Source organism: Mesorhizobium sp. CO1-1-11, from assembly GCF_020164995.1.
Lineage (GTDB): Bacteria > Pseudomonadota > Alphaproteobacteria > Rhizobiales > Rhizobiaceae > Mesorhizobium > Mesorhizobium australicum.
In genome coordinates this window covers 214,956-227,172 of the sequence record NZ_JAIUHE010000001.1, presented here as the reverse complement: position 1 = coordinate 227,172, position 12,217 = coordinate 214,956, and the positions used below count along the sequence as shown (strand labels likewise).

The 12,217-nt window shown below is 66.5% G+C and carries 11 protein-coding genes; 3 read left to right on the top strand and 8 right to left on the bottom strand.

The features are described from left to right. The first annotated feature begins 197 nt into the window (after nucleotides 1–197). Both LB554_RS01135 and LB554_RS01130 read left to right on the top strand, forming a co-directional pair. A complete protein-coding gene (locus tag LB554_RS01135) occupies nucleotides 198–1,205 on the top strand; it encodes a serine hydrolase domain-containing protein (RefSeq protein WP_224582779.1) in 1,008 nt (335 codons plus the stop codon). After that, nucleotides 1,205–2,320, top strand: coding sequence for an anhydro-N-acetylmuramic acid kinase (locus tag LB554_RS01130; RefSeq protein WP_224582778.1), 1,116 nt, complete (start codon nucleotides 1,205–1,207; stop codon nucleotides 2,318–2,320). The genes LB554_RS01135 and LB554_RS01130 overlap by 1 nt, the downstream gene beginning before the upstream one ends. Here LB554_RS01130 and LB554_RS01125 read toward each other — a convergent pair whose 3' ends face one another. The 3 genes from LB554_RS01125 to LB554_RS01115 are packed head-to-tail and all read right to left on the bottom strand — an operon-like array spanning nucleotide 2,321 to nucleotide 5,943. Next, the gene (locus LB554_RS01125) at nucleotides 2,321–2,746 is read right to left on the bottom strand and encodes a GNAT family N-acetyltransferase (RefSeq protein WP_224582777.1); all 426 of its coding nucleotides are present in this window, start codon (nucleotides 2,744–2,746) and stop codon (nucleotides 2,321–2,323) included. It abuts the gene before it with no gap. A gap of 27 nt (nucleotides 2,747–2,773) precedes the next feature. Then, complete coding sequence (locus LB554_RS01120) at nucleotides 2,774–4,129, bottom strand: sigma-54-dependent transcriptional regulator (RefSeq protein ID WP_140724545.1); 1,356 nt, start codon at nucleotides 4,127–4,129, stop codon at nucleotides 2,774–2,776. Further along, nucleotides 4,126–5,943 (bottom strand): ATP-binding protein, encoded by a 1,818-nt coding sequence (locus tag LB554_RS01115; RefSeq protein WP_411962608.1) that lies wholly within the window; start codon nucleotides 5,941–5,943, stop codon nucleotides 4,126–4,128. The genes LB554_RS01120 and LB554_RS01115 overlap by 4 nt, the downstream gene beginning before the upstream one ends. Nucleotides 5,944–6,246: 303 nt before the next feature. Here LB554_RS01115 and LB554_RS01110 point away from each other — a divergent pair, with 303 nt between their 5' ends. Then, on the top strand, nucleotides 6,247–7,575 hold the full coding sequence (locus LB554_RS01110; RefSeq protein ID WP_224582776.1) for a dicarboxylate/amino acid:cation symporter: 1,329 nt from the start codon (nucleotides 6,247–6,249) through the stop codon (nucleotides 7,573–7,575). Nucleotides 7,576–7,749: 174 nt separating this feature from the next. Here LB554_RS01110 and LB554_RS01105 read toward each other — a convergent pair whose 3' ends face one another. Genes LB554_RS01105 through LB554_RS01085 form a run of 5 tightly spaced genes read right to left on the bottom strand, consistent with a single transcriptional unit; the run spans nucleotide 7,750 to nucleotide 12,215 of the window. Next, nucleotides 7,750–8,772 (bottom strand): ROK family protein, encoded by a 1,023-nt coding sequence (locus LB554_RS01105; RefSeq protein WP_224582775.1) that lies wholly within the window; start codon nucleotides 8,770–8,772, stop codon nucleotides 7,750–7,752. Continuing rightward, a complete protein-coding gene (locus tag LB554_RS01100) occupies nucleotides 8,772–9,494 on the bottom strand; it encodes a ribulose-phosphate 3-epimerase (protein ID WP_224582774.1) in 723 nt (240 codons plus the stop codon). Before LB554_RS01100 ends, LB554_RS01105 begins: the two co-directional genes overlap by 1 nt. Then, nucleotides 9,491–10,321 (bottom strand): alpha/beta fold hydrolase, encoded by an 831-nt coding sequence (locus LB554_RS01095; RefSeq protein WP_224582773.1) that lies wholly within the window; start codon nucleotides 10,319–10,321, stop codon nucleotides 9,491–9,493. The genes LB554_RS01100 and LB554_RS01095 overlap by 4 nt, the downstream gene beginning before the upstream one ends. Further along, the gene (locus tag LB554_RS01090; RefSeq protein WP_224582772.1) at nucleotides 10,321–11,139 is read right to left on the bottom strand and encodes a sugar phosphate isomerase/epimerase family protein; all 819 of its coding nucleotides are present in this window, start codon (nucleotides 11,137–11,139) and stop codon (nucleotides 10,321–10,323) included. The genes LB554_RS01095 and LB554_RS01090 overlap by 1 nt, the downstream gene beginning before the upstream one ends. Next, nucleotides 11,139–12,215 (bottom strand): Gfo/Idh/MocA family protein, encoded by a 1,077-nt coding sequence (locus tag LB554_RS01085; RefSeq protein WP_224523742.1) that lies wholly within the window; start codon nucleotides 12,213–12,215, stop codon nucleotides 11,139–11,141. Before LB554_RS01085 ends, LB554_RS01090 begins: the two co-directional genes overlap by 1 nt. Nucleotides 12,216–12,217: the final 2 nt, after the last annotated feature.

Genomic DNA, 12,217 nt, shown 5'->3' with positions numbered 1-12,217 from the left:
TGCCGGCCATCTCCCCCGCAAGGGGGGAGATTAGCAGCTTCGGCATCCCGCCCCTTCCTGCGACGTCGGCGATTGGCGAAAGCCGCTATTACGGCCAATCTCCCCCCTTGCGGGGGAGATGTCCGGCAGGACAGAGGGGGGTGCGAAGGATCGCCGACTTTTCCGTTTGACGACATGCCCACGTGCGGAGGCCGGCATTGAGCCCCCTCGCCCAGCTCTTCGACCGCGCGTTCCAGCCACTCGCGGCGGCAGTGGCGGCCACGCGCATTCCCGGCGGCGTGCTCGGCCTGGTCGGCAGAAATGGCGAGCGCATCACCAGAGCGATCGGCTCCGCGCAGCTTGTGCCTAAGGTCAGGCCGATGACTGTTGAGACCTGGTTCGACCTGGCGTCGCTGACCAAGGTGATCTTTACCACGCCGCGTATCCTGGCGCTGGCGCAGGACGGCATCATCGATCTCGACGCGCCGCTGATTTCCCTGCTTCCCGACCTTCGCCAGTATGACGCGAACGCATGGGAGCGGGAGGTGACGTTTCGCCAGTGCCTCGGCCACCAGACGCCCTTTCCGGCCGTCGAGCCGATCTACACCTATGGGCGGGACCCCGAGCTGCTGCGCGCCTTCGTCCTGCAGCGCGAATGGCGGGCGCGCGACCCTGTCTATTCCGACATCAACTTCATCCTGCTCGGCTTTGCGATGGAGCGGCTGTCGGGCAAGAGCATCCGCGCCATGGAACCCGGCCCAGGCTTTGCCTGGTTCGCGGAACCCGATGCCGCCGCGGCGACCGAGGACTGCACCTGGCGCCATCGCGTGCTGTCCGGCGAGGTCCACGACGACAATTGCTCGGCGCTGCAGGGTGCGGGTCATGCCGGCCTGTTCGGCACAGCTGCTTCGGTGCTCGATTTCGCCTGGGGATTGCTGGACGGAACCGGCGCATCCGAACGGTTGATCGCGCTGATGCGCGAGCCCCTGTCGGCCACCCGCACCCATGGCTGGGAGCGCCCTTACCAAGGCTGGTCCGGCGGTGCGCTGTGCGGTCCGGGAACGATCGGCCACACCGGCTTCACCGGCACAGGATTGTGGATCGACTTCGACAAGGGCAAGGCGTGGACCTTGCTTACCAACCGGATCCATCCGACACGTCATTTCGACAGCGGCATCGTTCAGCTTCGGCAAGCGGTCGGCGACCTCATCAATGGAGCTCAATGATGGAACCAATCTGGGCCGTCGGCCTGATGACCGGCACGGTGCTTGACGGCAACATCGATGTCGCCCTGATCAAGACCGATGGCGAGCGGATAGACGATTTCGGCACTTACCGGCTGATGCCTTATCCCGCCTCGATCCGGTCGCTGCTGGAAGAGACGCTGGCGGCGGCGCGGGCCTGGAATTTCACCGGGCCGGAACCTGCGATTTTCCGCAAGGCCGAAGAGGCGCTGACGCGCGCGCAGTCGGCGGCGGTGAAGGAACTCGTGGAAGGTTACGGCATGACGATGGCCGAGATTGGGGTCGTCGGCTTTCACGGCCAGACCGTGCTGCATCGCGCGCCGCAGGTCGGACGGCTCGGCCAGACCCGGCAGCTCGGCGACGGCGAGCTCATGCATGCCATCCTCGGCACCAAGGTAGCCTACGATTTCCGCTCGGCCGACATGCGCGCCGGCGGACAGGGCGCGCCTTTGGCCGCTGCCTATCACACCGCGCTGATGCGCGGCGCCGGCGCCAGTGGCGAGGTGGCGGTACTCAATCTCGGCGGCGTCGCCAACATCACCTGGTGGGACGGCGCCGACAATGTCATCGCCTTCGACACCGGCCCCGCCAACGCGCCGCTCAACGATTTCATCAAGTCGAAGGGGCTCGGCGAAATGGACCGCGACGGCGCGCTTGGCCGCGCGGGAAAAGTGGACGAAGCCCGGCTCGCCAAGCTGTTGCAGCATCCCTATCTGACCAAGGCCTATCCGAAATCACTCGACCGTTTCGATTTCGGCGCGGCCATGGCCGACGGCCTGAGCGCCGAGGATGGCGCGGCCCTGCTCACCGCCTTCACCGCGTCGGCTGTCGGCAAGGCGCTCGACCTTCTGCCCAGCCGGCCGAAGAAGCTGGTGGTCAGCGGTGGCGGCCGCCACAATCCGACAATGATGGCGATGCTCGCCGGCCGCGCCGGCGTCGAGGTCGTGCTGGCCGAAAGCCTCGGCTGGAGCGGCGACGCGGTGGAGGCGGAGTGTTTTGCCTTCCTCGCGGTTCGCGTGCTGCGCGGCCTGCCGATCAGTTTCCCGAGCACGACGGGCGCGCCGCGGCCGATGCGCGGCGGAAAGCTGGCTGGCTGATCAGTCGACCAGTTTCTTCCGCAGGAAGATGCGGCTGCGGCCGACAGGGAAATCGGCCAGCGTCCCGAAAGGCTGGTAGCCTTGCCTCTGATAGACCTTGGCGGCGTTGGGATTGAATGTGTCGATCCAGGCGTTTTGGCAGCCGCGCGCCACGGCTTCGCGTTCGGCCGCGTCGAGCATCCGGCCTGCCATGTGCTGGCCGCGCAGCCCTTCGTCGACCCACAGCCACTGCACGTAGAGCCAGCCCCAGGCGGTGTAGCCTGAAATGCCGGCGACGATCGCCCCGATCTCGTCGCGCACGAACACCGCCAGCGCCTTCTTTTCGGACGCGCCGACATCGCCGTCGTTGAACGCCGTCAGCCGTTCACTGAGAAAGGCGAGTTCTTCCGGCAGGGGATCGGCGGTCGTTTCAAGTGTCGTGTTCATGGCTTTCGCGATACTCGCTTGGAAAGATCAAGAGGGACGGAAATCAGATGCGGCGATGCCATAGCGCTTGAGCTTGTCGTAGAACGTCTTGCGCGGCACGCCGAGCGCGTCGATGGCGCCGCGCACGTCGCCGCCATGGTCGCGCAGCGCGTCGCGGATGAGCTGCGCCTCGTAATGCCCGACCCGCTCCGGCAGTGCGGCGGCGGGCGCTGGCAATCGTGCGGGCGAGAACCTGGTTTCGTCATCGGGACCAAGACCGAGCGCGACGCGATCGGCGAAATGGGCGAGTTCGCGCACATTGCCCGGCCAGTCGTGCGACTGGAGATGATGGCTCACGGCGGCGTTCACCTTGGCGACAGGCCGGCCAAACCGTTTCGCCGCCTTGCCAAGGAAGTGGCCGAACAGCATCTCGATATCGCCGCGCCGCTCGCGCAGCGGCGGAATGCGCAGCGTCACCACGTTGAGGCGGAAATAGAGATCCTCGCGAAAATCGCCGCGCTGGTCCTGCCGGCCGAGATCGACCTTGGTCGCCGCGACGACCCGGAGATCGAGGCGCCTTGTTTCGTTCGAGCCGAGCGGGGTGAGGCTGCGCGTCTCCAGCACCCGCAACAGCTTGACCTGCAGGGCCGGCGGCATGGATTCGATCTCGTCGAGGAACAGCGTGCCGCCGCTGGAATGCTCTATGCTGCCGATCCGCCGTCGCTGCGCCCCGGTAAACGCGCCGGCCTCGTGCCCGAACAGCTCGCTTTCGATGACGGTCTCGGGCAGAGCGCCGCAGTTCAGTGCCACGAACGGCTTTGCACGCCGCCGGCCCCACCGGTGCAGGAGGTCGGCCACCACTTCCTTGCCGGTTCCGGTCTCGCCCTCCACCAGCACGTCGACGTCCATGTCGGCGATCTGGCGCAAGGTCTCGCGCAGCCGCCTTATGGCCGGCGCTTCGCCGATCAACGGCATGCCGTCCGCGGCAAGTGCGGCGGCTTCGCGGAGCCGCCGGTTTTCCATCACCAGCCGCCGCTTCTCCGATGCACGCTTCAGCGCCTCGACCAGACGCTCCCCCGCATAGGGTTTCGGAATGAAATCATAGACCCCATCCTTGAGCGCGGCGACCGCAAGATCGACATCGCCATGCCCGGTGACCAGGATCACCGGCAAGTCGGGATCAACAGCCTTGACGCGGTCGAAGAGTTGCAGCCCATTCATGCCGGGCATGCGGATGTCGCTGACGACCACACCCTCGAAGTCCCTGTCGACGACACCAAGCGCTGCCTCGGCGGCGTCGAGCCCGATCACCGTGAAGCCGGCAAGTTCGAGCAGTTGCGTGGTGGCATGCAGCAGATCCGCATCGTCGTCGACGAGCGCGACCAGCCCCGATCCCTGCGTCATTCGATCCGCCTCAAGTCGATGGTGAAGGATGCGCCGCTGGCGGTGTCGGGGTCGAGCCGCAGCGTGCCGCCCAATTCCTGGGCGATCTCCTGCGAGATCACCAGGCCGAGGCCAAGCCCCTTCTCCTTGGTGGTCTGGAACGGCATGAACAGATTGGCGGCGGCGTCCTGATCGAGGCCGGGGCCATTGTCGCGCACCGAAATCAGCACGCGGTCGCCGCGTTCGGCGAGGTCGATCTCAATGCGGGGATCAGGCCGGTCCTTCATGGCGTCCAGCGCGTTCTGCAACAGGTTCACGAGGATCTGCTCCAGCCGGATGCGGCTTGCCATCACCAATGGCGATGCGGTGCCGCCCGGCTTGACGATGGTGACGCCGGAATCGCGGATGCGGCCGGACAGCAGCGACAGCGCGCCCTCGATCGCCTCGCGTACCGGCAAGGGCGAGGCAGCGACGCCAGGCCGTCGCGCAAAGGTGCGCAGCGTGCTGGTGATCGCGCCGATGCGCTCGGTCATCGAGACGATCGAGGTCAGGTTGCCGCTTGCCGGTTCGGTCTTGCCGGCCTCGAGAAAGCGGCGGGCATTCTCGGCATAGGTGCGGATGGCGGCGACCGGCTGATTGATCTCATGCGCCACACCGGCGGCGATCTGGCCGAGGATGGAGAGCCGGTTGGCCTGGGCAAGATCGTCGCGCAGCCGGCGGACCTTGGCCTCGGCGTTTTCGCGCTCGGCGATTTCGCCGGCAAGGGCCGTGTTCGATCGCGTCAGTTCGGCGGTCCGGGAACTGACCCGGCTTTCGAGTTCGGCATTCATGCGCGCCAGCGCCTCCTGCCGCAGCCGGCGTGTGCGCCGGCGCCGGGTGAACACATAAGCAAGCAGCCCCATCAGCAGCAGCCCGAGCAGTGTCGTCAGGCGCGCCGTGTTGGCGGCGGCGGTCAAGGCGGCATCGGCGGGCGTCAGCAGCCACAGGCGCCAGCCGGGGACGGCACCGGGCAAGTCCTGCACCACCTCGACGAACCGGCGCGATTTTCCGGCTTCTTCGATCGTCGCCAGGCCGTCACCGGCGCCACGTCGTATCGGCAGCGGCTCGAAGGCGGCGTCGACCAGTTGAAGCTGGTCATGCGCCGCGGCGGCATCCGCGGCGGAGAGCGGCGCCAGCGCATGGAACCGCCAGTCGGGCTGGCTGGTGGCCAGAACGACGCCGCGCTCGTCGGTGACGAAAACGAGAAAGCCGCTCGCCCGCCAATTGGCTTCGACACCGCCGAGTTCGACCTTCAGAACCGCGACGCCAAGCGGTTTGCCACCGTCGTCGACACGGCCGGCAAGGTAGAGTCCCGGCTTGCCGCTGATCGTGCCGAGGCCATACTGGCTGGCCGCGCCCTTGGCCATCGCATCGGTGAAATAGTGGCGAAAATTATAATCGATACCGACAAAGCTGTCCGGCTGGCCGGCATTGCTGGCCGATATCGCCATGCCCGCCGTGTCGATGACATAGATGGCGGACGCCGACGCATCGCCGGCTATGGCCTTCAGCTTGGCGTCGAGCGCTGTTTCCTCGACTTTCCCGGCGCGGCGCAGCGCATCACGCACCGCATCGTCGCGCGCCAGCACCAGCGGCACGAGACGTTGCTTTTCGATTTCGCCGGTCAGGGTTCCGGCCGCCAGCGGCAAGGCGGCCAATGCCCCGTCGCGCAGGTCATCGGCGGCCTGACCCTCGGCGATGCGCCCGGCGGTTGCAACCGCGCCGGCAAGCACAGCCAGCGCTATTGCCGCAAACAGCCAACGGCCGCGCAGGCGCGCTACCGCTTCGCGCAGCAGGTCGCGGCCGGCAAACCCCGGGGATCCGCTATCGATGCGCTGTTGTGGCGTCGGCCCTCTCCCTTTGCTCCCCGGCTTTGCCCCAGTCTAATGCGAAATTCCGCCCTGGCAAACAAGGCTTGTGCGGAAATCCGCACAACCCTCTGTCAAAGGCAAGGCAGAAACGGCTGAATCCAGGGATTCCGGTCTATCCGGCATCTGGCACAGCGCTTGCAAAAGTCCTTGCAGCGGCGGGCGACCGGAACGCCGCGATGGGAGAAGTCACGCAGGGCGGGTTCCGTCCATCCGGCCAGGGAGAGTTCGATGCATATCGCAGACCAATCCGCCGCGCCCGCCGCGCAGCGCAAGCCCCTCTATGCCCAGCTCTACGTGCAGGTGCTGGTGGCGATCACCGTGGGCATCCTGCTCGGCCACTATTATCCGTCGATCGGCGAGAGCATGAAGCCATTGGGCGACGCCTTCATCAAGCTGGTCAAGATGATCATCGCTCCGGTCATCTTCCTGACGGTGGCAACCGGCATCGCCGGCATGAGCGACCTGCAAAAGGTCGGACGCGTCGCCGGCAAGGCGATGCTGTACTTCCTCACCTTCTCGACACTGGCGCTGATCATCGGCCTGATCGTGGCCAATGTCGTGCAACCGGGCGCCGGCTTCAACATCGACCCGGCGACGCTCGACGCCTCGACGGTCAACACTTACGCCGCCAAGGCACATGACCAGTCGGTCACCGGCTTCCTGATGAACATCATTCCCGGCACGATCGTCGGCGCCTTCGCAGACGGCGACATCCTGCAGGTGCTGTTCTTCTCGGTCCTGTTCGGCATCGCGCTGGCGCTGGTCGGCGACAAGGGCACGCCGGTGCTCAATTTCCTGCAGGCGCTGATGGCGCCGATGTTCAAGCTGGTCAGCGTGCTGATGAAGGCAGCCCCGATCGGCGCGTTCGGTGCGATGGCCTTCACCATCGGCAAATACGGCATCGGCTCGGTGATCAACCTCGCAATGCTGGTCGGAACCTTCTACGCGACCTCGTTCCTGTTCGTGTTCGTCGTGCTCGGTGCCGTCTGCCGCTACAACGGCTTCTCGATCCTGTCGCTGATCCGCTACATCAAGGAGGAGCTGCTGCTGGTGCTCGGCACCTCGTCGTCGGAAGCGGCCCTGCCCTCGCTGATGGAGAAGATGGAGAAGGCCGGCGCCAAGCGCTCGGTGGTCGGACTGGTCATCCCGACCGGCTATTCCTTCAATCTCGACGGCACCAACATCTACATGACGCTTGCCGCCCTGTTCATTGCCCAGGCGACGAACATCCATCTGTCGATATCAGACCAGATCCTGCTTTTGCTGGTGGCGATGCTGTCGTCCAAGGGTGCCGCCGGCATCACCGGGGCAGGCTTCATCACCCTGGCCGCCACGCTTTCGGTGGTTCCCTCGGTGCCGGTCGCCGGCATGGCGCTGATCCTCGGCGTCGACCGCTTCATGTCGGAATGCCGGGCGCTGACCAACTTCGTCGGCAATGCGGTGGCGACGCTGGTCGTGGCGCGCTGGGAAGGCGAACTCGACGAGGCCAAGCTGGCGAGAGCGCTGGCTGGGACCGCCGACGACAGCCTGCCGGCGGACATCGTTCCCGCCGAGTGATCCACGGTTTCATACGACGGACAATGGCCGCAAGCACGCCGCTTGCGGCCATGGTCATATGTCATCGCTATCAGACGGCTTTGCGCAGCGGTGGCAGGGCCTTGCCAACGGCCGCGAAAGAGTCGCAGCGCGACAGACCGGCTTGCAGCAAGACAGGACCGCGCCAGCTTGAGCTCAGCCCTTGAAGTCCCTCCGCGTGTCCGGATATGTGCTTGGGCCGACGGGAATGGGAGCCGCCAACGTGCCCAAATCATCGAACAGGACGAGGCTGGCCGCGCCGACCAGCCCGGCATGGCGGCCGAGCCGGGCCTGGACGACCGGCACGTCGCGATAGGCGCGCATGGCGCGCTGGCGGATGGTCGCCCCGATGACGGGCGCCATCAGGTCGAGGCCATTGGCGATGCCGCCGCCAACGACCAGCACGTCGGGCGAATAGAGGTGCAAAAGGTTGGTGAAGCCGACGCCCAGCCAGCGCGCCTCCTCCTCGAGCAGAGCCAGAGCGAGGTCGTCCTGCAGCGCTGCGGCCTCGACCACGTGGCGACCCGTGACCTCGGCGTTGGCCGAGAGGCGGCGCAGCGTCGAACCGTCCAAAGGAGACGTTGCGGCATTGGCGCGGCGGCCGAGCGCGGTTCCCGAAGCGATCGCCTCGAAGCAGCCGACGACGCCGCACACGCAGCGCTCGCCTTCGTTGGTGATGGTCATGTGGCCGATCTCCGCAGCAAGACCGCGACGGCCGTGCAGGATGCGTCCGTCGGCGACGACGCCACCGCCGATCCCGGTCGAGACGGTGACGAAGACCAGGGAGCGCGCACCGTGGCCGGCGCCGAAGCGCCATTCGCCGAGCGCTGCCGCATTGGCGTCGTTCTCCAGCCGCACCGGCAGGCCGAGCCGCCGCTCGAGGATGTCGGCCAGCGGCACGTCCTGCCAGCCGGCCAGCGTCGGCGGTCCGACGGCGATGCCGGCCAGCGGATCGAGCGGGCCCGGCGCGCCGACGCCGACGCCGAGGATCGACAGCCCCGGCGCTGCGGCATGAATGGTCGCGGCCAGCGCCTCGATCTGGCCGATCACCACGTCGGGGCCGGCCTGCGCCTGCGTCGGCACAGCCGCGAAGGCCAGGATCTTGCCGTCACGGTCGACCAGGGCGGCACGAAGCTCGGTACCGCCAAGATCGATCGCGAGGGCGACTTCAATGCTCATCAGGCCGCGACCTTCAGACCATGCAGCCAGCCGATGCGGCTGGCGAGATCCTTGTCGCCGAAAGCGAGCGAACCGAGCACCACGGTTTCGGCGCCGGCGGCGCGCAGCAACGGCACGGTTTCGTGGCGGATGCCGCCATCGGCGGCGAGCACCACGGCCGACTCACGACCAGCGTTCCTCAGGATGGCGCGGGCTTCGCCCAGCCTGTCACAGGCCTTCTCCGACAGGCCCTGGCCCTTGACGCCGATCGCGGTTCCAAGAAGCGTGACGAACGCCACTTCGGAGACGAAAGGCTTCATCGCCTCTACAGGGGTCTCCAGCCTCAGCACGACGCCGGCCTCGGCGCCGAGTTCATGCGCCAGCCGCACCGCGCGCAGACCCGCCTCGCCGTTCTCGGCATGGACGCTGATCATGTCGGCGCCGGCCTCGATGAACTGGCGCGTCTGTTCTTCGACGATTGCTTGGTCGACCATCAGATGGACGTGGACGGGCCTGGCCGTCAGTTTGGCGATACGGGCGACGAGATCGGGGAAGAACAGGAAGGACGGCGCGAAATGGCCGTCCGCGACGTCGATGTGGTGCACATCGACATAGGGTTCGATGCGCTGCAAGTCGCTCTCGAAATTGGCGAGATTGGCCGACCACGATGAGAATTCGGCGATCAGACGGTCGCGCGGCAATGCGGCGATGGCGGCCGGGCCTGACAAAGGTTTCGAGATCATGATTGGTCCTGGTTGTTGAAATTTCTATCGAGAAAGCCGCCGATGGCGGCGCGGATTTCGGTGAAATGGCGATCCTTGTCGGCGGCTTTCGGCGTCACCTCGGTGAAGGCGGCGCCGGGGATGGTCTCAGCCAGTTCGCGGGCGGTCGCCAAGGGATGGACGAGGTCGATGCCGCTGCCGATGACAAGCGTCGGGATTGCGAGGCCGGTCGCCATGGCCCGCGTCACGCCCGGCCCATCATTTGCGATCGCCTGCATCACCTCGGCAAAGACAACCGCGTTTTCGCGGGCGAAGAAACCGAGCAGCGAGGCGAGATTGTCCGGCGCCTCGCTGCGAAAGCGGGCCGCCGTTGCCGAAGCCGCGAAGATGTCGCGCGCCTCTTCCAGCGGGTGGTCGCGGATGAGTTCCGCCACTTCGACGTAAGGGCGCATGTTTTGCGGGGCCGCGTCGAAGGTCCAGGCCGGGCGCACCAGCACAAGAGCGGTGACGCGAGCCGGGTGGCGGGCCGCCAGGTGCAGTGCAATGGCGGCGCCCATCGAGATGCCACCGGCAACGAAGCGCTCAATGCCAGCTGCATCGGCAGCGGCGAGCACATCGTTGGCGAACATCCCGACCGAAAACGGACGCTTGCCGCCGGCACCTGAGCCGCCCTGCGCGCGGCATTCCACAGTCAGCCGGCGGCGCGGCGGACTGTCGGGAAAGTTCAGCGCCACCTGCGCGGCATCGCCGCCGAGGCCATGCTGGAAGACGATGGGAAGCCCCTGCCCCGTGTCGAAGACGTGGAGCGCAGCGTCGTCGCGCAGCATGATCGTCGGCGCGGCACCCATCAGAGCAGCCCCCGCAGGAAGATTGCGACGCCAGGAGCCTCGTCGGCGGACAAGCCGTGGGTGACGAGCGCGCCATCGAAACCCACCCCCTTCAGCCGCGCGACGAAATCCGGGAAGTCGACGACACCCTGGCCTGATGTGGCGAAGCGGCCGTCGGCAAAACGATCCTTGGCGTGCGCCATGGCGATGTGGCCAGCGGCCTCATCGATCGCGGCGGCGACGATGGCTCTCGCTTCATCGGGCTTTGCATGCTCGAACAGGTTGGCGGGGTCGAGCACGATCTTCAGATGCTTCGAACCCATCTCGGCGATCAGCCGGGTCGCATTCATGGCCGAGGTGACGATGTTGGCCTGCTCGGGCTCGATACCGAGATCGATGCCGGCCTCCTCGGCCAGCGCCAGTGCCTTCGCCATTTCGACGGCCATGTCGAACCAGGCCGACGGATCGGCATTGTCGGGATGGTATGCCCATTGGTCGGCTGCATTGCGCGAGCCGGTGCAGAGCGTCACCAGTGGGATGTCGAGCTTGGCTGCAGTGTCGATGACCACCGCCAGGCGCCTCAGCCCGTCGTCGCGCGCAGCCTTGTCAGGATGCGCCATGTTGTAGGTGCCCGACAGCGCGGCCAGCGAAACGCCTGACGATCGCGCGGCGGCACCAATGGCGGCGACGGCATTCGCCGGTACGGCATCCGGCATCGACGGCAGGCCGGCGCAGGCGAGATTGAACTGCGTCGTCTCGTAGCCGGCCTGCTTCACGGCAGCCAGCACGGTGGCCGGGTCGGTGCCCGCAAATGTCTTGGCGAAGATGCCGAGGCGCATCAGACCGCACCCGAAACCGAGGCAAGCTCGATCCGCTCGCCAGTCTCCACAGAGCGCGCAATCGCCACCATGGCGCGGATCGACGCGATGCCGTCCCCGACATTGGCGCCGCGCATCGGCGCGCCGGTGAGCACGGTGTCGGCAAGGCCCTCGAGCTGGCGGCGGAAGAAGTGGCCGTCGGCGCCAAGCGGTTTTCGCGAGGTCGCGTCCTTCTCATGGAAGATGTCGACCTCGCTGGCGCGGAAATACCAGGGGTTGAAGGTCCTGGCGATGACGGAGCCGTTCTCGCCATAGAGCTGAAACCCTTCGTGCCAGTCCATGCGCACGGCCACGGTGAGGTCGAGATGGCCAAGCGCGCCGCTGGCGAATTCGGTTTCGACGAACCAGCAATAGGCGCCGAAGCGCTCGTTGAGGCGGGCGCGCACGGCAACGATGTCGCCACAGAGGAAGCGGGCGGTGTCAACCAGATGCGATCCGTGCGCCAGCATGAAATATTGCCTGAGATCAGCCTTGGGATTTCCGCCGGGCTTTTTCGCGAGCTTGCTGGTGACGGGCAGCGGCTGCACGGCGTCGGTGTTGGTGTAGCGGTGGGTGGAATCGCAATACCAGGCCTTCAGTGCCAGAACCTCGCCCATCTCGTCGCGGACGAAGTCGCGGGCGGCCTCCAGCGCCGGATCGAAGCGCTTCATGTGGCCGACCTGCAGCACCTTGCCGGAGCGTTTCACCGCCTCGGCCAGCGCCTCGCCTTCCTCGACCGAGGTGCCGATCGGCTTTTCGCAGAGAACATGCTTGCCGGCATCGAGCGCCTTGATCGACATCGGCACGTGATAGGCATCCGACGTGGCGACGATGACCGCTTCGAGCTCGGGATCGGCGAGCATGGCGTCATAGTCGGCATACATCTTCTTTGGTTCATAGGTGGCGTCCATCCGGGCGAGCAAATCGGGTGCCGCATCGCAGATGGCGTAAAGGTCGGCATTGCCGGCCTTGACGCAGGATTCCAGATGCGCGAACTGGGCGATCGGGCCGCAGCCGAGCACACCGACCCTGAGGCGTCTGTCCTGTTTCTTGATCATCG